The 22,117-nt window shown below is 40.0% G+C and carries 18 protein-coding genes and 1 riboswitch; of the genes, 8 read left to right on the top strand and 10 right to left on the bottom strand.

Features of this window, described 5'->3' with window-relative positions; genetic code table 11:
- The first annotated feature begins 342 nt into the window (after window positions 1-342).
- Window positions 343-2,169: an APC family permease gene (locus tag V7266_RS22845; protein WP_335471277.1), complete on the top strand. Its 1,827-nt coding sequence runs from the start codon at window positions 343-345 to the stop codon at window positions 2,167-2,169.
- 31 nt (window positions 2,170-2,200) lie between these two features.
- Window positions 2,201-2,305: riboswitch (guanidine-I (ykkC/yxkD leader) on the top strand.
- A gap of 58 nt (window positions 2,306-2,363) precedes the next feature.
- Window positions 2,364-2,684 carry a hypothetical protein gene (locus tag V7266_RS22840; protein ID WP_335471276.1) on the top strand — a complete coding sequence of 107 codons (321 nt, stop codon included), beginning with the start codon at window positions 2,364-2,366 and terminating at the stop codon, window positions 2,682-2,684.
- A 14-nt stretch (window positions 2,685-2,698) separates the two neighbouring features.
- Here the strand turns inward: V7266_RS22840 and V7266_RS22835 are convergent, their stop codons facing one another.
- Window positions 2,699-3,292, bottom strand: coding sequence for a DedA family protein (locus tag V7266_RS22835; protein ID WP_335471274.1), 594 nt, complete (start codon window positions 3,290-3,292; stop codon window positions 2,699-2,701).
- Window positions 3,293-3,460: 168 nt separating this feature from the next.
- Entirely contained in the window at window positions 3,461-4,819 is a 1,359-nt protein-coding gene (mgtE, locus tag V7266_RS22830; RefSeq protein ID WP_335471273.1) for a magnesium transporter, read from the bottom strand.
- Window positions 4,820-5,065: 246 nt separating this feature from the next.
- Here mgtE and V7266_RS22825 point away from each other — a divergent pair, with 246 nt between their 5' ends.
- The 5 genes from V7266_RS22825 (at window position 5,066) to V7266_RS22805 (ending at window position 11,067) form a co-directional block, all read left to right on the top strand.
- On the top strand, window positions 5,066-5,842 hold the full coding sequence (locus V7266_RS22825; protein WP_335471272.1) for a hypothetical protein: 777 nt from the start codon (window positions 5,066-5,068) through the stop codon (window positions 5,840-5,842).
- A gap of 247 nt (window positions 5,843-6,089) precedes the next feature.
- On the top strand, window positions 6,090-7,169 hold the full coding sequence (locus V7266_RS22820; protein ID WP_335471271.1) for a D-alanine--D-alanine ligase: 1,080 nt from the start codon (window positions 6,090-6,092) through the stop codon (window positions 7,167-7,169).
- Window positions 7,170-7,249: 80 nt separating this feature from the next.
- Window positions 7,250-8,629, top strand: a complete 1,380-nt coding sequence (locus tag V7266_RS22815; RefSeq protein ID WP_335471269.1) for a UDP-N-acetylmuramoyl-tripeptide--D-alanyl-D-alanine ligase — start codon at window positions 7,250-7,252, stop codon at window positions 8,627-8,629.
- Between the two features lie 21 nt (window positions 8,630-8,650).
- Window positions 8,651-9,349, top strand: a complete 699-nt coding sequence (locus tag V7266_RS22810) for an alpha/beta hydrolase (protein WP_335471291.1) — start codon at window positions 8,651-8,653, stop codon at window positions 9,347-9,349.
- Window positions 9,350-9,567: 218 nt separating this feature from the next.
- Window positions 9,568-11,067 carry a DEAD/DEAH box helicase gene (locus V7266_RS22805; RefSeq protein WP_335471268.1) on the top strand — a complete coding sequence of 500 codons (1,500 nt, stop codon included), beginning with the start codon at window positions 9,568-9,570 and terminating at the stop codon, window positions 11,065-11,067.
- 45 nt (window positions 11,068-11,112) lie between these two features.
- Here V7266_RS22805 and V7266_RS22800 read toward each other — a convergent pair whose 3' ends face one another.
- The 3 genes from V7266_RS22800 to V7266_RS22790 all read right to left on the bottom strand — a co-directional run bounded on the left by V7266_RS22800 (window position 11,113) and on the right by V7266_RS22790 (window position 15,162).
- Window positions 11,113-12,231 (bottom strand): GerAB/ArcD/ProY family transporter, encoded by a 1,119-nt coding sequence (locus V7266_RS22800; RefSeq protein WP_335471266.1) that lies wholly within the window; start codon window positions 12,229-12,231, stop codon window positions 11,113-11,115.
- Window positions 12,232-12,457: 226 nt separating this feature from the next.
- Window positions 12,458-13,621, bottom strand: coding sequence for a Ger(x)C family spore germination protein (locus V7266_RS22795; protein WP_335471265.1), 1,164 nt, complete (start codon window positions 13,619-13,621; stop codon window positions 12,458-12,460).
- The gene (locus V7266_RS22790; protein ID WP_335471264.1) at window positions 13,618-15,162 is read right to left on the bottom strand and encodes a spore germination protein; all 1,545 of its coding nucleotides are present in this window, start codon (window positions 15,160-15,162) and stop codon (window positions 13,618-13,620) included. The genes V7266_RS22795 and V7266_RS22790 overlap by 4 nt, the downstream gene beginning before the upstream one ends.
- Window positions 15,163-15,283: 121 nt before the next feature.
- Here V7266_RS22790 and uvsE point away from each other — a divergent pair, with 121 nt between their 5' ends.
- Window positions 15,284-16,246: a UV DNA damage repair endonuclease UvsE gene (uvsE, locus tag V7266_RS22785; RefSeq protein ID WP_335471263.1), complete on the top strand. Its 963-nt coding sequence runs from the start codon at window positions 15,284-15,286 to the stop codon at window positions 16,244-16,246.
- A gap of 228 nt (window positions 16,247-16,474) precedes the next feature.
- On the opposite strand, the gene menC is transcribed toward uvsE, so the two are convergent.
- The 5 genes from menC to V7266_RS22760 are packed head-to-tail and all read right to left on the bottom strand — an operon-like array spanning window position 16,475 to window position 21,980.
- Window positions 16,475-17,587, bottom strand: a complete 1,113-nt coding sequence (gene menC, locus V7266_RS22780; protein WP_335471262.1) for an o-succinylbenzoate synthase — start codon at window positions 17,585-17,587, stop codon at window positions 16,475-16,477.
- Window positions 17,588-17,614: 27 nt separating this feature from the next.
- Complete coding sequence (locus V7266_RS22775; RefSeq protein ID WP_335471261.1) at window positions 17,615-18,442, bottom strand: GNAT family N-acetyltransferase; 828 nt, start codon at window positions 18,440-18,442, stop codon at window positions 17,615-17,617.
- A 20-nt stretch (window positions 18,443-18,462) separates the two neighbouring features.
- On the bottom strand, window positions 18,463-19,944 hold the full coding sequence (locus V7266_RS22770; protein ID WP_335471260.1) for an amino acid permease: 1,482 nt from the start codon (window positions 19,942-19,944) through the stop codon (window positions 18,463-18,465).
- A 28-nt stretch (window positions 19,945-19,972) separates the two neighbouring features.
- Window positions 19,973-21,106, bottom strand: coding sequence for an amidohydrolase (locus tag V7266_RS22765; protein WP_335471258.1), 1,134 nt, complete (start codon window positions 21,104-21,106; stop codon window positions 19,973-19,975).
- A 28-nt stretch (window positions 21,107-21,134) separates the two neighbouring features.
- On the bottom strand, window positions 21,135-21,980 hold the full coding sequence (locus tag V7266_RS22760; RefSeq protein ID WP_335471257.1) for a MurR/RpiR family transcriptional regulator: 846 nt from the start codon (window positions 21,978-21,980) through the stop codon (window positions 21,135-21,137).
- Window positions 21,981-22,117: the final 137 nt, after the last annotated feature.

Raw genomic sequence — 22,117 nt, 5'->3', positions numbered from 1 at the left:
AGTAGTATTTATCGGACGGCAGCTGTCTCAATCGCTATTTCGATGCTTCTTTATTATTTTTTCTTATATCGGGATCGCTTAAGTACTCACAAAATGGGTAATTAAAAAGGTATGGAGTATTCCATACCTTTTCTGTTCTGTCTAACAAAATGGATGATTCCATTAGAAAACGGAGACAGTAATGGTAGCTATTCATTCTTCAATGATGGACGCTTACATAAAATAGTGTTCAATAAAATGTCAAATATGTACGTTTTTTTAAAGAAATGCTTCATATTAATAACCCGGTTATGATAAAATCAATCGGTAATTCTACATTAAAAAGTGGTGGGTGAAAATCACGTGCTTTCTTCTTTTAAACGTTTTTTAATCGGGCGTCCGTTAAAGTCGACGGCGTTAGGCGAGCAAAAGTTAGGTATATTAAAGGCGTTAGCCATTTTATCTTCAGATGCCTTGTCGTCAGTAGCATACGGGACAGAACAAATCCTGATTGTCTTAGCAACCATTAGCGTTGTAGCCTTCTGGTATTCCGTTCCGATTGCTGTCGGAGTCTTATTCCTATTAGCAGCACTCATTTTATCTTATCGTCAAATTATTTATTCATACCCTCACGGTGGAGGGGCTTATGTCGTATCGAAGGAAAATATAGGAGAAAAGGCTGGCTTAATTGCCGGTGGCTCTTTATTAGTCGATTACATATTAACGGTGGCCGTAAGTGTGACGGCAGGTACAGATGCGATTACTTCTGCTTTTCCGTCTTTACATGCACATACCGTTTCCATTGCTTGTGTATTAGTGGTATTAATTACGATTTTAAATCTGCGCGGGTTAACCGAGTCTGCCTCGATTCTAGCTTATCCAGTTTATTTATTTGTGATTGGTCTTTTCATATTAATTGGCGTAGGCGTTTTTAAAATAGTAACAGGTGATGTTTCCCCATCTGTTCAACATGCGTCTATTGGTGCACCTGTACAGGGCATTACCTTGTTTCTTCTGCTACGTGCCTTTGCGTCAGGATGTTCAGCTCTAACTGGTGTTGAAGCTATTTCCAATGCCATTCCTACCTTTAAGGACCCAGCACCTAGAAATGCTGCGAAGACATTAGTCTTAATGGGCTCACTGTTGGCCTTATTATTTTCCGGAATAACATTCTTAGCCTATTATTATGGAATAGCTCCGAAGGCTGATGAAACAGTTGTCTCCCAAATTGCTAAAGAAACTTTTGGACGAAATTATCTTTACTTTTTTATTCAAGGAACAACAGCCTTAATCTTGGTGCTAGCCGCTAATACTGGTTACTCAGCATTTCCTCTTTTGGCGTTTGCCCTTGCAAAGGACAAGTACATGCCAAGGATGTTTACGATCCGGGGAGACCGACTCGGTTACTCCAATGGGATTGTGTCTTTAGGAGTCGCTTCCATCCTTCTAATTATCGCTTCAAAGGGTCAAACAGAACACTTAATCCCGCTTTATGCGGTAGGCGTATTTATTCCGTTTACTTTGTCGCAAATGGGGATGATTATTAAATGGCTTCGCGGAAAGCCGACTGGCTGGGCAGCGAAGTTAAGTGCCAATTTAGTTGGTGCCTTGATCACTTTAACGGTTTTAATTATTTTCTTTGTTACAAAGTTTAGCCAGGTTTGGTTTGTCTTTATATTCTTGCCGCTGATTGTCCTCATGTTTAAAAGAATTAATTCGCATTATGAGGCAGTCGGGGAACAGCTGCGAATTCATCCAGAAGATGAAGCGATGCCGGTTCAAGGGAATGTTATTATTGTACCGGTTGCAGGAATAACAAAGGTCGTTGAAAACTCTATAAATTATGCTAAATCTTTAACAGATCAAATCTTCGCTGTTTATATTTCCTTTGATCGAGAAGATGAGAAGCGGTTTGAGGAAAAATGGGAGAAATGGCAGCCTGATGTTCGATTAGTTACATTACATTCACACTATCGGAGCATTTTGAGCCCATTATCGAAGTTTATAGATACAGTTGAGCATAAAGCAAGTGAAAATAATTATCGTGTTACGGTGTTAATTCCGCAATTTATTACAAAAAAGAGCTGGCACAATATACTCCATAATCAATCAAGCTTATTAATTCGAGCTTACTTGATTTTTAAAAAGAAGGTTATTGTCGCGACACTTCCTTATCATTTTAAAAAATAGGAATGTCCGCTTTGCTAAAAAATATTATATATAGAAGGTTTTCTAGGGTTCCGTGGCAGAATGCCAGGCTGGTCCGAGAGAAAACGTACAGAAGCCTTTGCTGCTGTATACACGGAAGGAGAAAAGCCTGGGAGAAATGCGTCATGACGCGATTTTCTCTCAGGCTTTTTATTATGGGATAGGGGGTTTTAATTTTGAATTTTCTTCTTGAAAATAAATGGGTGATTTTAGTCAGTCTTGAAATACTTGCCTGGGCGTCTACCTTTTTTCTCCTATATGCACGGTATGGACTCAAATCAGGCTTTTGGTTTAAGGTGGCGACCGTTTTATTCGCTCTAACAGGCGTGATTCCACAAGTACTAATGGGGATTATTAATTTCATTTCCACAAAAAAGATAGATCTGTTTACGCTGATTATTTTATTGCTGCTTTTGTATGGCTTCACTATTGGAAAACGGCATGTAAAAAAACTCGATGCCTGGGCCCAAGCGAAATTCTCAAAGCAGTCGACATGAAAAACCACCGAGTATTAATCGGTGGTTTTCTTCGTTCTTTTGACTAAATAATAGATAGCTCCTAAAACAATAGCCGCGATAATGAGCGGTAATACATAAGGATGTGCCACTTCTTTTACATGTGACCAATTGCTCCCTAACACCTTGCCTAAATATAAAAAGAGGATCGACCATGGCAATACTGCAGCAACTGTGTAAAAAGTAAATTTGCTGACAGGCATTTTAGCTATTCCCGCAGGAATGGAAATCGCATGTCTCACAACCGGAATAAACCTAGCAGAGAAGATGACCCCGGCACCATACTTTTCAAACCATTGTTCAGCGACATCAATATGTTTCTTTTTAATAAGGACATATTTCCCGTATTTCTCCAAAAACGGTCTTCCCCCATAATAACCTGCCCAATATAAAAATAGCTGGGCAATCGTCCCACCGATCGTTCCGGCAATGACCGCACCGACAAAATTCAAATGTCCCTGGGAAATCATATAGCCGCCATAGCCTAAAACAATTTCACTTGGGATAATCTCAATCATTAGTCCTAAAGCAATCCCAAAGTAGCCTAACTGCGAAAAAAATTCCAAAATTGAGTTAATATAGTCTGTCATAGTTCACCTTCGCTTATTTCTTGTTAACAAATTATGTTTCTTATTTTATACCAGTTTGTCTCATATTGAAATAAATATGGTGGGAGTGCAGAAAACATGTCTTATTCAGTAGAGAGACTTCTAATATTAACGATTAGATAAGCAAAAGGTTTCATTTTAACAATGTATTTACATCAAATGCTTCAAAAACATAGTTGCAATCCCAAAGTAAGTCATCAGTGAAAAAATATCATTTAAAGTGGTAATCAGCGGTCCGGACGCCACAGCCGGGTCAATCTTCAAACGATATAAGATCAATGGAATGATCGTACCGGCGAGGGTGCCGATAATCAGTGTAAAAAAGAGCGAGGAACCTACGACAGCTCCCAAAATTAAATTACCTTGCCAAATATAGGCGATAATGGCAATAATAATCGCACAAGTCACACCAATTGTAATCCCAACACCAAGTTCCCGTGCGATTAAGCGAGTGATAACCCTTCGATTTATATCCTGTGTAATCAGCCCCCTCACCACTACCGCAAGCGACTGGGTCCCGGTATTCCCAGTCATCCCGGCAATCATCGGCATAAAAAAGGCGAGTGCCACGACGCGCTGCAGAGTCTCCTCAAAACTACTGATGATTCTTCCTGAAATAACACCGATAAATAATAATAAAATCAGCCATGGCAAACGCCTCGCGGCAGCTACTAAGGTTTTTGTTTCAAAATCAATTGATTTCCCTGATGCTGATAATTTTTCAATATCTTCATTAGCCTCCTGGATGAAAATATCAATGATGTCATCGACCGTCACAATCCCAACCAAGACAGTGTTTTCATCCACAACCGGGATGGCTAAGAAATCATAACGTTCAGCTGTTTGGGCTACGATTTCCTGGTCAGTGGCAGCCGAAACGGAAATCACCCGTTCATACATAATGTCACGAATCTTTTCATCCGGTTCCGCCAGCAATAAATCGCGGTAAGAGACAACACCCACAAGCTTGCGGGCCTCATCAATCACATACAAATAGTTAATGGATTCTGCAAACTCAGCAAATACTTTAAACTTGTCTACGGCTTCCCTTACCGTAAAATAGTCCCGAATCCAAACGAAGCGGTTTGTCATAATTCGACCGGCTGTTTCCGGCGGATAATTCATAATACCTTGAACCGCACTGGATTCCTCTTTTTTCATTCCTGATAACAGCGAATTCTTCTTCTCAGGAGACAATTCATGTAACAACAGGGCCAGATCATCGTTGTCCATCAAGTCCAACACTTTACTGGTCTTTTCAATTCCAAGAATATTTAATAATTCGAGCTGCTCCTCTTTATCAAGCTCCTCCATCAAATCTGCCAGGACATCTGTGTTTAAAAAAAGCAGAAATCTCCCTTTATGCTTTTCCGGCAGGTCTTCATAAATTTTAGCCACATCATAGGGCTGAAGCTCCTCGAGGATGGCTTCAAATTCCGCTTTTTTATTTTCCTTTAGGGTTTTAATAATATAAAGGCTGATTTCGTTTGCAGTCATATCTTTTATCATATTTATTTGCCCCTTTCTGTGGGTGCCGTTAAAAAATACTGTTAAAAATGGTAGATGAACAAATAATAAGGAGTAGGATATATAAAATTAGTATGTGTAAATCATGAAAATTTTTTGTAAAAGAAATGAAATATGCTATTAGGCCTATAATTTGATAAAATAAGGAAGGATTATAAAGGGAAATTGGAAGTTTCATGGAAACTTTCCGTTAACATATTACATGTGGTTGATCGGGGGAGTTTGGCTTTGAAAAAGCATCATCAAGACATACGGGATCTCATCTATGTACATCTTAATCAATCAGACCAGTATGTAATGACCTATGGTATCGAATTCAGCGAATTTGCTGCTGCTTTTTCAGGTTCATTAAATCATTTGCTTTTACTGAAGCACCGTTTTGATGATGCTGATTTTAATATGCATACACTGCTCGAATATTGTCCAGACGACCGAATAGATAAGCTGGCTTCAGAGGATGTGTACGGTTACGGAAATTTTTGCTGGATTGATTTTACCGAGGAAGAGGTATTGAATGAACTTTCTGGTCAGGAATTAGCTGAATTATTATACCTAGGACATCAGAAGCAGCATTTAAGGCTGCCCTTTTATAATAAACTTGGCAATCGGTTTGTTTATTTAGCTAATGATGACGGGTGGTTTAACAAAACTTATTATCGAAGCTTTAAAGACTTTTTCCATTTGCTAAGTGAAGTGATTGCAGGCAAACTTGGAGAATTAAAGCTGGAAAAATCGATCCTTGGAATTAGGAAAAAACGGACATACCCACAGGTTAATAAAGAATTTCTGCTCTCATTAACGCCATTTATGAAAGAGGGAATTTGTATTTCTTTACGTGATGCTGAGCATCAGCGGACGCGTATTGAAGTTCCAATCTGGGTCATGGGCGATTTTGCCAATATGGATGATATGTATGAAGAGTACGAACAAATTTCTAATAAGCCGTACCACGCCAAATTAATTTTTGACAAAAGAACAAAAGAGTGGAAACTCAATGTTCTTTAAGATGCAATGACAGTCCCAATCACAGGACTGTTTTTCTTTTGAATCTATATAGACTAAAAAAGCGTCTTAAACATCAGGGCTGATTGATAGAAACTGTGAGAAAATATGGATAGTGGTATTGAAGCAAGCACTAGGTATCATAAAATAGTAAACAAGAAAAAACATTAAAAAACATAGTGCCTATATTTCCTTTCTTAATTGGTAAAGTGTTAAAATATAACGTGAATGAGAACTTGGAGGAATAAAAATGAAAACAAAATTAGGTTTATTATATGGGGGGAAATCTGCGGAGCATAAGGTATCCTTACAAACAGCGCTTGCAGTGATCCGAGCGTTAGACCTTGAAAAATTTGAAATCTATCCTATTTACATAAATGTTGAAGGACAGTGGATTAAGGGGCCGCAGTTAATCGAGCCGGTTGAAAATGTTCAAGCGCTTGAATTTACAAACGCACCTCAATTATCACCCCTGTCACTTGCTCCTGCACTTTTTCAAGCAAGTCAACAAGGGTCTGAACCGCTTGATGTTATTTTTCCGTTGTTACACGGACCAAACGGTGAGGATGGAACCGTCCAGGGCTTATTAGAGCTGCTTAATTTGCCATATGTAGGAAATGGTGTTCTTGCTTCAGCCGCAGGAATGGATAAAGTCTTGATGAAAAATATTTTCGCACAAGCGGGGCTCGCTCAGGTAAATTATGTTTCTTTTATTAAAAGTGAGTGGGCAAAGGCTAAGGATGAGACCTATGCTCGTGTCGAAGAGCAGCTAGGTTATCCATGCTTTGTAAAACCAGCAAACCTTGGTTCCAGTGTGGGAATAAGCAAATGTACCAATCGTGCAGAATTAGATGCAGCCTTCGCAGAAGCCTTCCAATTTGACCGTAAAGTCATTATTGAAGAGGGTGTCGTGGCCCGTGAGGTTGAAATTGCTGTCCTTGGGAATGATGAGCCAGAATGCTCTGTTGCCGGTGAAATTGTTCCAAAGAAGGATTTTTATGATTACAAAGCGAAATATGAAGATGGTGAAACAGCATTAATTATTCCGGCAGAGATTACCGAGGAAGAATATGCTGAAATGAAAAAGATGGCTGTTCAAGCGTTTAAGGCTCTTGATTGTTCCGGCCTAGTTCGTGCGGATTTCTTTTTAACAAAGGATGGCAGGGCCTTAATTAATGAGGTTAATACGATGCCTGGCTTTACCCCTTTCAGTATGTTCCCGCTATTATGGAAGCACACAGGCTTAGAATATCCACAGCTGATTGAACGTCTGGTTCAGCTTGCACAAGAAAGACATGCGGAGAAACAACAGATTAAGTATACGTTTTAAATAAAAGACCAGAGACACGGCTTGGGATGCCGTGTCCGTTTCTATTTACAAAAAGCAAATAGAAGAAGGAGGGTATCCAATTGATTAAACGTTCTTTAAAAGAGATTTCAGAAATGACCATGGCCCTAAATGATATTACCCCTTTCGCAAGTATTGTCATTGAGGGAGTTACCATAGATACGCGAAAAATTCAGCCGGGAAATTTATTCGTACCCTTTAAAGGTGAACATGCCGACGGACATAAATATGTAGAGGAAGCAATCAAAAGAGGGGCAGCCGCGTCCCTTTGGCAAAAAGATGTTCCAAATCCGCCGCAAGGGCTGCCAATCTTAATTGTTGAGGACTGTCTTGCTGCCCTGCAAGAGATGGCACGTAAATATCGCCAGGAATTGTCGGTAAAAGTAGTCGGTATTACTGGAAGTAATGGTAAAACAACCACTAAGGATATGACAGCCAGTATCTTATCAACACAGTATAAGGTTCAAAAGACCGAGGGGAACTATAACAATCACCTGGGACTGCCCTTAACCGTTTTAGGGTTAAATGAAGACACAGAGATTGCAGTGCTGGAGATGGGAATGAGTGGCCGAGGAGAAATTGCCTTTTTGACCAAGCTTGCCTGCCCAGATGCCGTAGTGATTACAAACATCGGGGAATCTCACTTGCTTGACCTCGGTTCAAGGGAAGGTATAGCGGAAGCGAAACTTGAAATTCTTCAAGGGCTGCGTGATGGTGGACTTGCTGTTCTTCATGGGGATGAGCCGTTACTCATGGAGCGTATTTTCCAATACAAAGGGAATATTAATATCCAAACGTTTGGCCGAAGCACAACGAATGACCTTTATCCTAAGGATATAACTCAAATTGAGCAAGGCAACTCCTTTAAGATTAATGTTTCAGAGACAGTCTATGAGCTGCCTGTGCTTGGCACTCATAATATATTGAATGCACTCGCTGCTATGTCCATCGCCCATTATTTTTCCATTCCTTTTGAAAAAATGAACGCAGGATTGGCTAACATTAAGTTAACTAACATGCGTATGGAACTGGTTGAAGGAAAACAGGGCGAAAAGATCATTAACGATGCTTATAATGCCAGTCCTACATCGATGATGGCGGCGATTGAATTGGTATCTAATCTTCAGGGATACAAACGTAAAATTCTCGTGCTGGGGGATATGCTCGAGTTGGGTCCGGAGGAAGAGCAATACCATTTGCAAATAGGTACAGGACTAAATCCTGAAAAAATTGACTATCTATTCACTTATGGTGAATTAGGGGATCATATTGCCCAAGGAGCCAATCGGACACTAGGTGAACATAAGATATTTGCCTTTAGAGATAAGTCAAAACTGATTGAAAAATTAAAGATGTATGTTGATGAAACGACACTTGTTCTTGTAAAGGCATCACGCGGAATGAGATTAGAGGAAATTGTTCAAGCTTTACAAAAGAAGTAAAGGGAATTGGCTGGTGAGAATATGATTGGCTGCTTACTTATTCATGGCTTTACGGGTGCTCCTTATGAAGTAGAGCCCTTGGCAGAGTATTTAAAGAAACGAACAGATTGGAAGTTTTGTGTTCCTACCCTGCCTGGGCATGGTACCCCTTCCTCTTTAAAGGGGGTCCAGTATCAGGAGTGGATCAATCACGCAGAAGCCGAATTGATAAAACTAATTGATTCCTGTGACGAAGTATATCTGATTGGTTTTTCAATGGGTGGTATGATAGCCAGTTATCTCGCCGCCAAGTACCCTGTGGACAAGCTGATCCTTTTAAGCGCTGCTGCTTTCTATGTAAACCCCAAACAGTTAGCACTCGATATCAAGGAGATCATCATTGATTCCTTGCGCGGAAATTTACAAGATAATGAATTATTTCTCCGTTATAAAAGAAAAATAACAGAGACACCATTTGCGGCTACTTTGCAGTTCCGTAGACTTGTTTCTTTTATTAAACCTCTATTGCATCAGGTAAATATACCCACCTTCATTGCACAAGGGGAATCTGACGGGATTGTGCCGCCTAAAAGTGCTGAATATTTATTCCAAGCCATAAGTGCAAAGCAGAAAATGCTCACCTATATCAAAGATTCCAAGCATCTCATATGCCACTGTGAGGCACGGGATTCCCTATTTTCTCAAGTATTTGAATTTTTGATGAAGAAAAAGCCAGTTTAAGGTTTAAGGATGGTTTAAAAGATGTCCTTATTGCAAATTAATAGTAACAGTGGTATGATATTCATCAACGTGTCTAAAGAACGATGATTGAAGGCATACTCTTTTGGAGAATGTCTTTTTTTTGGTAAAATAAAGAAGTGGAAATTACCGCATTTTGATGCGTATGTTTGTATATTCAGCACTTATATACCAAATATTTTTTATATAGATGAAGGAGAATGAAAACATTGACAAAGTTTGAAGAATTAGGCATAAGTCAGGCCACTTTAAAAGCTGTACTCAAAATGGGTTTTGAGGAAGCTACACCAATCCAGGCAGAAACGATTCCGTTGGGGCTAAAAGGTATAGATTTGATCGGGCAAGCTCAAACAGGAACAGGAAAAACAGCTGCTTTTGGAATTCCGTTGGTGGAAAAAGTTGACGTAAAAATGGATGCCATCCAAGGGATTATTATTGCGCCAACTCGGGAATTAGCGATTCAGGTTTCTGAAGAACTTTATAAAATTGGCGCAGGAAAAAGAGTCCGCGTATTACCAATTTACGGTGGCCAGGATATCAGCCGCCAAATTCGTTCTTTAAAGAAAGCTCCACATATTATTGTTGGAACCCCTGGACGTGTATTAGACCACATTAATCGTAAAACAATGCGTCTTGATACCGTTAATACCGTTATCCTTGATGAAGCAGATGAAATGTTGAACATGGGATTCATTGAAGATATTGAATCGATTCTTGCTTCAACACCTGCAGAGCGCCAAACACTATTGTTCTCTGCGACAATGCCAGGACCAATTCAAAGAATGGCAGAAAAATTCATGAAGGAACCGCAGATTGTTCGTGTAAAAGCGAAAGAAATGACTGTTCCTTTAATTGAACAATATTACCTTGAAGTTCAAGAAAGAAATAAATTTGATGTGTTAACAAGGCTTCTTGATATTCAATCACCGGAACTCGCGATTATTTTCGGCCGGACAAAGCGCCGTGTTGATGAACTATCTGAAGCATTAAATCTAAGAGGGTATACAGCAGAAGGTATTCATGGTGACTTAAGCCAGGCAAAACGTCTTCAAGTCCTTCGCAAATTTAAAGAAGGTGCAATTGATGTGCTCGTTGCAACAGACGTAGCGGCACGGGGGCTTGATATTTCAGGTGTTACCCATGTCTATAACTTTGATATCCCTCAAGATCCGGAGAGCTATGTTCACCGTATCGGCCGTACGGGTCGTGCCGGAAAAACTGGTGTAGCGATGACATTCATTACACCACGTGAAAAGTCTTACCTTGCAGTTGTTGAAAAAACAACTAAACGGAAGATGGAACGTATGAAGGCTCCAACATTAGATGAAGCTTTGGAAGGTCAACAACGTGCGGTAGTAGATAAAATTACTCAAACCATTGAATCCAACAATCTTCATTATTATAAAGCAGCTGCAGAGGAATTACTTGAAGCTAATGATGCTTCAACGGTTGTAGCAGCAGTTTTAAAAATGTTAACGAAAGAGCCGGATACTACTCCAGTTAAATTGACTGAAGAGGCTCCACTTCCACAAAAACGGGAAAGAAAACAATTTGACCGCAGCGATCGCCGCAGAAGAGACGATTCTAGAGGTTCATACAACTCTGACCGTAACCGAAAAAAGGCACCGGTAAAGCCAAGAAATGGTGAAAAACGAACTGGCGGTAAATCATCTAAGCCAAGAAGTTATAATCATCAATAAACATAAGAGGAGCAAGGACATTGTCCTTGCTCCTCTTATGTTTTTTTATGTTCTTTTCTCGACTGGGTTCATCGATTTCTTCTTTACATAGTTCTTAAGGGTATCCATTAGAAGATACAATAATGGGATGGACTCTATACAAAGGGCGAAGGTAGGCCATGAGTGTTCATAAACATTAACAAGACTTGCATAGTTCTCCGCCATAGTTACTGACATGGAAACCACCACGGCTGCTAATGAAAACGTTAAGGGTCTGTAATCTTTTAGTTTTAATAACTGAGCAAGGATTTGAACTGCTAAATAAAAGAAAAAACTAATTTTGATATAAACCATTGTAGACCACACGGCAATTAATATTGGATCTAAGTTCTCAATAAATTCGGCAATTTTAATGAATCGAACCATCTCTAGTATTGGATAGGCTAAATGAGCTGTTAAATTTGGGCCAAAAAGAAGTAGTAAAAAACCAATATAGAGGATAATCAGACTAATTGAAAGGAATATCGCCCAAAAAAGCGATCTTCTTGTTTTTTCCTTATCCATAATATAAGGAAAGATAAAAATTAATAGGACTATCTCGCTGAAAAAGGGCGAAATAAAGTAACTTCCTTGTAGAATCCCTTGGAAATCATGAGTGGTTATAAAAGCAATCGATCGCTCCCATCTTAGCTCTCTTCCAACAAAGACAGTGTTTAAAAGAATGGCCAAGATGGTGATAAAAAATAAACCTTGAGCTGATCGAAATAGCGTCACGATACCTAATCGAGCCATTATGGCAACAGTAGCACCAAAGAGAACTCCGATGGCCCAATTTGGTGTTTCCGGCAGATAGACTTGGATAATGAAGTCCTCATACTCTCTTAACATAAAGGCACTGCCGTGAAAGCAAAAAAAGAACATTGCCACCATAAGGAGGAGGTGGATCCAGTAAGGAAAGATTTCTTTTCCATAAGTCACAATAAATTCATCTGGTCTTCGATTGGCAAGTTTTATTCCTATAATGGCTTGAGCAACTGCACATAACCCCCCGAAACAAATGACAATTAAGGAATCATATTGTGCCATTTTAACGAGTTGGACCGAAGAAAAACCAACGAATGTTGAGTAAAAAAAGAGAATTAAAAAATGGATGATTTGATGTTGACAGATCCCTTCAGTTTTCATCTATGCCCCACCTAACCTATAATCTTTTCTTGCAGTGGTTTAAATAGGATTTCAATTAATTCATTGGGATTCAGACTATATTTGAAAAGATGTGTAGAAATACAATAACAGAAAGAAACACCCATAATACCTAAAACAATGAAGAATGTTCTTTTTTTGCGTTTTCGATTCTTAAGGTAATTCCATTCGTAAAAAAAGATAATAATGAAAAATAAAATAATGATAATCATGGGCTTAGTTCCTTTGTCCAAAATGGATTATTCTCAGTACCCCTTCGTTTTATCTTTATATCGACATGGATATTAAGCTTTACTTTGTCTTGATAAAGTGACGACCAGTTCCTTTCAGATTTTTTCCATATCTTTGGTTTATACCATGATAAATATTCACCAAATTGAAAGGCATCTGCACCCGCTTTTTTAGAGGCAGTAAAGGCTGCCTCTATCCTTTCTCTAATATCATTTTCTGCAATTAATTCTAATTTTTTAATATTTGTCTCCTTACTTAAATCGATTGTTGAGTCCGATTCCGAAAGGTCATCTTCGACATTGAAGTGAACATCAAACGTATATGGTTCGCTTTTTGAAGGATGAATTTTTGCTTTTGCCTGCAATACGGTTAAGTTAATTTCTTTGTGATCTGTTGGTGATTGAATCGTGACCAGTGCACGTTTGATCGTGTTTCGGAGCCACAAGGCCCCTCTTCCTTCATGAGATGTTAGCTTGCCGACCATTTTGTAATTTTTGAATAAGGCAACTCCATCTGTACCAACCCAAACAACTTTTTTTCCATTTTCACTAACCATTTTTCGTTTACCCACTTTTAAAATACTGACGGCCATATCGCCATTTACTGTTTCAAGAAAGTCCTTAGGTGTAGTTAATAGGGCAATATCATTTTTAGTGAACCCTAACAGTATTCGTGATTGCGACCGCTCAAAGGTTGGGATCATGTTAATAATACTCTTTGCCTTCCCGGGTGTTACAAACATAGCTAGATTGATGTTAAGGCTGGGCTCACGAATAATAAATTCTAATATCTTGGTTATCCCTTCCCTGGCCATTTCTTGACCAATAATTACAAGTTTCGTTTGTCCAAAACTAATTCTCCGCGGCAAATCAACCTGCATTTTATGAAAGGCTTGTGAGATATTTGTGCCTGAATAAGTTAAGGTTGCATAGGGTTTCCCTAATGACAGCATTCCGCCTGATTGACCTGTAGCAAGTCGATTGGGGAGTGGAAAGGTTAAGGTTACTTCAATATTGCCATTCTTCCCTTTATCCACTAGGATGGTTGAGACAAACGCTCGGTCATTTATTTCTACACTAGACCAGCATCCTGTTAAAAAAAGCATGCAAATAACTATTGGGAAAATAAGGGCTTTCTTCAATCCTCATCCTCCTCTGCAAATGGATAATTAAGATTAGATCTCTTATAATCTTTTGTGCCAACGAATGAAGGACGACGTTTCATTAACCACCAAGGAGCTCTTAATATGGTATCCTTCAAATCACTGGCGCGTATTGGTGTAATAGGTGTAAGGTATGGAGTTCCAAAGGAACGAAGGTGAACCAAATGGATATAAATGAGCAAACAGCCAATCATCAATCCAAAAATGCCAAAACTTCCAGATAAAATCATAATAGGAAAACGGAGAAGACGAATCGAAAAACCGAAATCGAAATAAGGTACGATAAAGGAGGCAATCCCTGTTAAAGAAACAATAATGACCATTGGCGCAGAGACTATACCTGCTTGAACGGCTGCCTGCCCAATGACTAATGCACCCAATATGCTAATGGCCTGCCCAATTGCTTTTGGGATCCGAAGTCCAGCTTCTCTTAATGCTTCAAAGGTTAGTTCCATAATAAAAGCCTCCACCATTGCAGGAAATGGTACTAAATCTCTTGCAGCTGCTACACTCAATAATAAATCGGATGGAATCATCACAGGATGAAAGGTGGTCAACGCAATATAGAAGGATGGAAACAGCAACGATATAACTATAAAGACCATACGCAGCCATCGGACGAAATTGGCGAAAACATAGCGTTGATAATAATCCTCTGGTGATTGAAGAAACATAGTAAGGGTAACTGGTACAATAAGAGGGATAGGTGTCCCATCTACAAAAATAGTAACTCTTCCTTCGAGCAAAGCTGCAGAAACAACATCCGGCCGCTCTGTTTTTTGCGACTGCGGAAAAGGGGATAATGGGAAATCATCAATATTTTCTTCTATATAACTGCTTCCTAGTACACCATCCATTTTAATCCGGCCAATTCGCTGTTTGACTTCCTCGATGATTTCTGGCTTGCAGATTCCTTCTAGGTATCCAATGACTACTTTTGTTTTTGTATAATCCCCTAACACAAGCTGTTCCATTTTTAAGGAAGGCGACTTGATCTTCCTGCGAATCAGGGAAATGTTGGTATGAATATCCTCAACAAATGCTTCTCTAGGACCTCTGATTACATTTTCATTAGCCGGCTCACTGATGGCTCTTTTCTCAAATTTTTGTAATGGGAAGGCAAGCATCCGCGGGTCGCCCTCGAAAAAAATTAATATATTTCCATCAAGGACAAGTTCCACAGCCTTCTGCATATCTGTTAGTACACTGCTTGACATAGCGCTAATCAATTTTAATTCAAGTAATTTATGAATAAATTCCTGATGTGAGGGGGCAAAATCCTCATTCACGATATAGGATAGGACCTGCTCATCAAATAAATTTTTATCAACCATTGCTTGTAAGTAAACAATCCCGCAACGAGTGTGGTTAGCGGTTAATTCATAGATTGTGATATCAGAGCATTGATTAAATGACTGCTGTAGCCATTTATACCGGATATCAAAATCTTCTCCTAAAAAAACTTGTTCATGAGAATTGCTGGTTGGGGCTTGTTTTTTTACCTTTGAAAAAAAGGGCATGGTGGTGTTCACTCTTTCCGCAAAACTTTTTTTTAGATTTCCCTATTTTAAGTAAATAATTTGTAGTTGAAAAAAATAGATAGGTGAGAATAATAAAATAGACTTAATAGAGGTGGAAGATATGATTGTAAAACTTGGGTATGTAGCGATGAGTGTAGAACTGCAGCATGCATCCCCCTCTCAAACCATGACGTTTGCCCAATTCTCCAAAATAAAGGACCGTGAAGCAGCAATTCGGAAGTTAGAAAGGATTGCTGAATCTAATTTAGAGAATTGTCTGCGCCTCCTCAAACATAATGTGGGGAATGATATTCAGTTTTTTCGTTTTAGCTCACGGCTGATCCCGCTCGCCAATCATGAGGATTTACTAGATTGGAACTATATCAAGCCTCTGAAAGAACCACTTGAAAAATTAGCTAAGTTTTTAAAGGAGCATCCGTTGAGAATTGATTTTCATCCTGATCATTTTGTTGTGTTGAATTCATTGGATAAGGATATTTTAAAAAACTCACTTAAGACTTTATCGATGCATGAGGCTCTTTTGAAGGGGATGGGGATGAATCCTGAGCATCGTTGTGTCCTGCATGTTGGCGGCGGGTATGAGGATAAGGAAAAAGCACTGGAACAGTTTATTCATAATTGGGGCTATATCAAGCCAAGTATCCAAAAGATGATTATGTTAGAAAATGACGATACTACTTTTACGGTCAAGGATACGTTATATCTTTGTGAGAAGTTAGGGATTCCGATGGTGTTTGATTACCATCATCACCTTGCCAACCATGAAGAAGAAGATTGGGTATCAGATTGGGAACGGATTGTTACTACTTGGAGACATTCCGCCCTGCCGATTAAGATGCATATTTCAAGCCCGCGATCGGAGAAGGAATTTCGAGCGCATGCTGAACATGTTGATCCGGAGATGTTTCTAACATTTTTGAATGAAGTAAAGGGAAGTGTACCGGAGATTCATTGTATGATCGAAGCGAAACAGAAAGATGCTGCGCTATTTCAATTGGTTCGAGATTTAAAGGAGCGCGGGGGATTTAAGTGGCTGGATCAGACTAATTTTGAGGTGGAGTAGGGGATTGAAGGACGAAATGTGGGGGATCGAGCCCGGTATTGTCTTTCATCGAAGGCATGAAGGACAATTTGCGAAGTATCAAGCTCGGTACTGTCCTTCATCAGGAGTATGAAGGACAACATGTGGGGTGCAATTGAAGGTCTTGTCCTTCACCTCAGAAAAAATACACATTCCTCAAAGACAAAAAAGGGGCCCCTCACTACGAAGGGCCACCCTTAATTAACAAACTTAAGCACGATAAGTACGGCTATAAACCGTATACTTATTAACCTTTTCCAAACTAACCTCATACCCAATCCCTGGAGAAACCGGAACCGTAATCTCCCCATTTTTAACCGTCACCTCAGGCTCAATGATATCCTCAGCCCAATAAAGCGAAGAAGCCGCTGTATCACCTGGCAGAGTAAAATTAGGCAAAGAAGTAATCGCAATATTATGAGCCCGGCCTACCCCAGACTCTAGCATCCCCCCGCACCATACAGGGATATCATTAGCTTGGCAAAAATCATGGAGCTTCCGTGCTTCCGTTAACCCGCCAACACGCCCAACCTTGATATTAATAATTTTGCAGCTCCCAAGCTTCAAGGCCTTTCGTGCATCCTCGACAGAATGGATACTCTCATCTAAACAAATCGGCGTCTTCATCCTAGCCTGTAGATCAGCGTGGTCAATAATATCATTATGGGCCAAGGGCTGCTCGATCATCATTAACTGATAATCATCTAATGCAGTCAGGCGGTCCATATCTTCGAGTGTATATGCAGAATTGGCATCCGCCATTAACGGAATATCAGGATATTCCTGGCGAACCCGGTCAATTAAAGCGACATCCCAGCCGGGTCTGATTTTCAATTTAACCCGTTTATAGCCTTCCGCTAGGCGTTCACCAATCGTTTCCATGGTTTCTTCAATGGAATCTTTGATTCCAATGCTGACACCAACATCAATTTTGGAACGTTCACCGCCTAAGGCACGGGCAAGGGAAATATTCTGCTCTTTTGCATACAAATCCCAAACAGCCCCCTCAATTGCTGCCTTCGCCATATAATTCCCACGCAGGTGAGCAAAATACTTTTCAAACAGCTCATCGGGATGCTGGATGTCATTTTTTAAAACGATAGGGATCAAATAATCCTCTAGAATATGCCAATTAGTTTTGACCGTTTCTTCATTATAAAGTGGATCGAGCATCGCTACCGATTCGGCCCACCCTGAGAGACCGTCCTCGTTTTGGACTTCTACCAAAATAAAATCCTTATCATATTCGGTTCCAAAGCTAGTTGTAAAAGGGTAAAGTAAATCCAGTTTTAGATGTCTTAAAATGACTTGCTTAATCTTCATACCAAAAGTCTCCTTTAAATCTTCAGGTTACTGCTTAGTGAGAATATAGAAATTGACCGGAATCTCCGGATTGCTGATTTTTTTAAAACCACTGACCTGCCAGCCTTGGCTGAACAGCCCAGAAAAAGCGTCCCTAGTTTGCATTCGCCAGTCGCTGGCAAGCCTGATGTCTGTCTCGCGAATCGTCCGATAGTTTTTTGGAACAGGCACAAATTGAACCGTATCATTATGTAAGTCTTTAAGTGTAAAAGGCAATACAACAGGCAGCCCTTTATTATTTACACCCCACTGAAGCAGCGAGTTCGTTAAAACAAAGTCCTGGTCGAAGGCATTCCCGAAAGTATCCGCAGGTTTTTCATCACCAATATGCCATTCGACAAGAAAGCGGTCAGATGGTAGTCCGCTATTTAACAAATCTTCCATCTCGCCGTAGCAGTTTGGGAGATAGGTGGAGACCACACCGCCGAGTTTGCCGATGTTCAAATATCCATTAATGCTTTCAAGAGGATCATACGTCCAAGTAATAAGGGAGTAACCGAGCTTTAACGCCTCATCACGTTGGGCTAACTTTAATTTTTCACCGATCCCTTTATTACGAAATTGTATATCAGTCCCTAATATATGTGAGCAAAGGTAGACAGACTGGCCGTCAAAGCCTGGGAAGCTGTATTGAAATGCAATAAGCTGTCCGCTGCAATAGGCACCAAGCACTAAACCGCCGTTTTTGACGGCGGTAATGGTTTGGTGTGTGGGAATGGAGTCTGACTCCCCCCAAATGTTACTTTCAAGTCTGCGTACTTCTTCTAGCTCTGCAATCGTGTATAGGGAACGAATTTCGATTTCTTTTGTATTCAATGTCAATTCCCCCATTTTATTTATTCGCGGCTGAAATCCGCATCCTGTAATGCAACCAATTTGGTCTTTTTCACAACCTTATAGCCAAAATAAGCTAAGAGGAAAAGCGGAAGGCCGATATAAGATACCAAAGCTCCGTACCAATCAATTTTGGGACCAAAGAAGGCGCCGTAATTTTGACCGAAAACCGCTACTAAGCATAAAACTGTTGCTAAGATTGGTCCAAGCGGGAACCATTTTGCCACGTATGGTAAATCAGATAAACTTCTTCCTTGGGCAATGTAAGCCTTACGGAAACGGTAGTGTGAGATAGAAATTCCTAACCATGATAAAAATCCTGCTAAGCCTGAGGCATTTAATAGCCAGCCGTAAACTGTACCATCACCAAACAGGGAGGTTAAGAAACATAACATACCAATTAGGGTTGAAACTAATAAAGCATTCGTAGGCAAACCTTTTTTACTTACTTGCTTTAAGAACGCGGGAGCTTTCCCTTCCTTTGCCAATACCCATAGCACACGGGATGCAGCGTAAAGGGCAGAGTTACCTGCAGAAAGGACAGCGGTAAGAATAACGGTATTCATTAAGGCAGCAGCAAAAGCAAGACCTGCATTTTTAAATACTAGTGTAAACGGACTTACGGCTACGTCCTTCACATCTGTGCTTAATAATAAGGGATCCTTATAGCTAACCAAAGCACCAATAACAATAATCGCTAAAACGTAGAATAATAAAATTCTCCAGAAGATTTGTTTGATTGCTTTTGGCATGTTCTTTTCGGGATTTTCACTTTCACCAGCCGCAACCCCGACAAGCTCTGTTCCTTGGAATGAAAAACCTACAATCATAAACACGCCTAAAATTGAAAGGAATCCGCCTTTAAATGGTGCTTCGCCTTTCGTGAAGTTTTCAAATCCGCCAGTATGCCCCTTCATAATTCCAAAAATCATTAATAAACCTAACACAATGAAAATAATAATCGTAGCAACCTTAATAATGGCAAACCAGAATTCAGATTCACCGTAACCTTTAACAGATAATATATTTAATCCTAAAATCAACACAAGGAATATGGCGCTCCAAACGACCCCAGGAACATCAGGGAACCAATACTTCATAATCAGCGAGGAAGCTGATAATTCAAGGGCAACAATGATGGCGTTGTTATACCAGTAATTCCAGCCAACCGCAAAGCCTAAAGCCGGGTCGACAAAGCGGTCAGAATACGTGCTAAACGAGCCGGTAATCGGAATAAACGCCGACATTTCTCCTAAACTTGTCATAATAAAATAAACCATAATACCTGCGATTAAGTAGGCAGCAAGAGCACCGCCAGGGCCTGCATCCGCAATCGTTGCCCCACTTGCTAAAAATAATCCAGTACCAATTGTTCCACCGATGGCAATCATCGATAAGTGTCTTGTTTTTAACTTTCTTTCCAATGGTTCTTGAGCTTTATATTGCTCAATCGTTGTATCTATTTTACGTGCTGAGTTTTCCATCGCACATCTCTCCTAATTGTTTGTTTATTTAAGTCTCTTGTAATGCTGTTAACAAGGTTTGTATTAAAATTTTCGATCCATATATGAGTGCATCAAGATTGAAATTCATGTCCGGATGATGTAAACCGGGCGTTAACCCACAGCCTAAACCAATCATTGTAGCCGCTAGGCCGGGATTTTTAGCGGTGTAAAAATGAAAGTCCTCTGCGCCCCCCGAAATACATACCGGAACAACATTTTCTTTGCCGAGGATCTCGCCAATCGCTTTTTCTGTTATTTTTATGGCTCTTTCGTTTTTAACAGCGGCCGGAACAAATTCCTCCATAGACCAGGTGAAGGATGCTCCTGTCCGCTCTTCTGCTAATTCCATCGCAGCTTTAGCCCTCTGTTTTAACAGGGACATAACTTCGTTGGATTGTGCTCTTACATCGAGAGCAAAATGTGCCGTTTCAGGGATGACATTTGTGGCTTCACTTTCTGTTGTCAGCTGTGTCATTTTTATTGAATAGGGGACCTCAGTGGATAAGTCGATTTCTTTCAGTTCTTGCACTAAAAGGGAAGCCGCCTCAATCACATTGATCCCTTCTTTAGGCAGGGCTGCATGTGCTTGTCGTCCCTTTATACTTCCCCGAATTGTTCCAGCTGAACCATGAATAATCACCGGAGAGGCCTTCCTATAGGGAAGTTCACTTACTGGCCGTACATGGGTGCCAAATAATAAGCTGACATTTTCAAGTGCGCCATCCTCCATCATTTTTAGCGCGCCTTTTCCTTTTTCTTCGGCAGGCTGAAAAATAAACCTTATTGTATGTTTTGGTTTAAGTCCGCTAGCTGCCAGTGCAAGTGCCGTATATAGAACCATCGTGCTATGACCATCATGACCACAAGAGTGATTGGGTCTAACTACGCCATTCACTTCTTGGACTAGTGCATCCATATCTGCACGCAGTGCCACGACTTGGTCAGTGGTTCCTTGAATTTCAGCAATTATTCCGTAGTGATCTTTAAACCTTTTTACTTTGAAGCCAGCCAGCTGCAGCTTGTCTGCAATACAGCCGGATGTTTTTTCTTCTTCCCAGCTAGGTTCCGCTAGGCAATGAAGGTCTTGATAGGTTGTTAGTAAATCGTCTTTATGCTGTTCAATAAAGTCTAGCGGATTCAAATCTATACACCCCTTAAAGCTTCTAAACTTATTCGTTAAATACGTCGAATGTTGTATAGAGCTGTTCTAGTTTTTGCTGGAATGATAAAATTCTTTCCTTATCTTTTTCTTGGATCCCCTCAATTACTAAATCTAATAAACTAATAACTGAAGCAATGGAGTTGGTGCCGGTCTCGGCATTTTCTTCAGTAGTTAGTATGATGTCGGAAATTCGGCCCGCAGGAGATAGCAGGCGGTCGGTTATCGAGATGAGGGTAATTCCATTGCTTACTGCACATTCAGCAATTTTTATGGTTTCATTGGAATAGCGTGGAAATGAAAACACGACAACAACTGAATCTTTGGTTAGATTGCAAAACTTTTCGAAAAAGTCACCTGACGTTGAACATAAATGGACTTGGTCTCGAATGGTACTTAACATGTAGGAGAACCAATAGGCGGCCGCATGAGAAATGCGGTGGCCTGTAATTAAAATTTGGTCTGCCTTAATTAACGCCTCAACTGCTTTCCAAATCTCTTGGGTGTTAGCCGAATTTAGCATGTTTCTTAATATATCAATCTGGTTTTCTATCACCTTTGTAAAAACATGTTTATCAGTAGATTGAATGGAATCGGCAGCCGCTGCGGTTTGATTCTGCAAGAGCATCTGCTGCTGAATGAGTTCCTGCATTTGGCTAAATCCCTGAAATCCTAATGCGTATGAAAGTCGAATGACCGTTGTCTCGCTAACCAATGCCTGCTGGCCGATTTGAAAAGCTGTCTTAAAAGCAGCTTTATCTAAATTTTCAATTAGGTAAGCAGCTACTTTTTTCTGTCCAGCCGATAACTGGTTAAATCGATCCTTAAGTAATTGTTTAAAAGGAAGTGGTTCCATCTTATCCACCTTTCCAAAAGAAGGAAATCCTTCGCTTTATATAAATGTTGCAGTAAATACTTTTTATTTTTATACATTATCATAAATAAATATAGATTTAAAGATGATTTATTGATATTTTTTTTGTAATCATATGG

The sequence above is a fragment of the Neobacillus drentensis genome (genome assembly GCF_036965645.1).
GTDB classification, from domain to species: Bacteria; Bacillota; Bacilli; order Bacillales; family Cytobacillaceae; genus Neobacillus; species Neobacillus drentensis_D.
This window is presented reverse-complemented; position numbering and strand designations above follow the sequence as displayed.

Coding starts and splice junctions, on each gene's coding strand:
- V7266_RS22835 (WP_335471274.1), bottom strand. CDS start 3,292: ATGACAGACTATATTAACTCAATTTTGGAATTTTTTTCGCAGTTAGGC.
- mgtE (WP_335471273.1), bottom strand. CDS start 4,819: ATGATAAAAGATATGACTGCAAACGAAATCAGCCTTTATATTATTAAA.
- V7266_RS22820 (WP_335471271.1), top strand. CDS start 6,090: ATGAAAACAAAATTAGGTTTATTATATGGGGGGAAATCTGCGGAGCAT.
- V7266_RS22810 (WP_335471291.1), top strand. CDS start 8,651: ATGATTGGCTGCTTACTTATTCATGGCTTTACGGGTGCTCCTTATGAA.
- V7266_RS22805 (WP_335471268.1), top strand. CDS start 9,568: ATGAAAACATTGACAAAGTTTGAAGAATTAGGCATAAGTCAGGCCACT.
- V7266_RS22800 (WP_335471266.1), bottom strand. CDS start 12,231: ATGAAAACTGAAGGGATCTGTCAACATCAAATCATCCATTTTTTAATT.
- V7266_RS22790 (WP_335471264.1), bottom strand. CDS start 15,162: ATGCCCTTTTTTTCAAAGGTAAAAAAACAAGCCCCAACCAGCAATTCT.
- uvsE (WP_335471263.1), top strand. CDS start 15,284: ATGATTGTAAAACTTGGGTATGTAGCGATGAGTGTAGAACTGCAGCAT.
- menC (WP_335471262.1), bottom strand. CDS start 17,587: ATGAAGATTAAGCAAGTCATTTTAAGACATCTAAAACTGGATTTACTT.
- V7266_RS22770 (WP_335471260.1), bottom strand. CDS start 19,944: ATGGAAAACTCAGCACGTAAAATAGATACAACGATTGAGCAATATAAA.
- V7266_RS22760 (WP_335471257.1), bottom strand. CDS start 21,980: ATGGAACCACTTCCTTTTAAACAATTACTTAAGGATCGATTTAACCAG.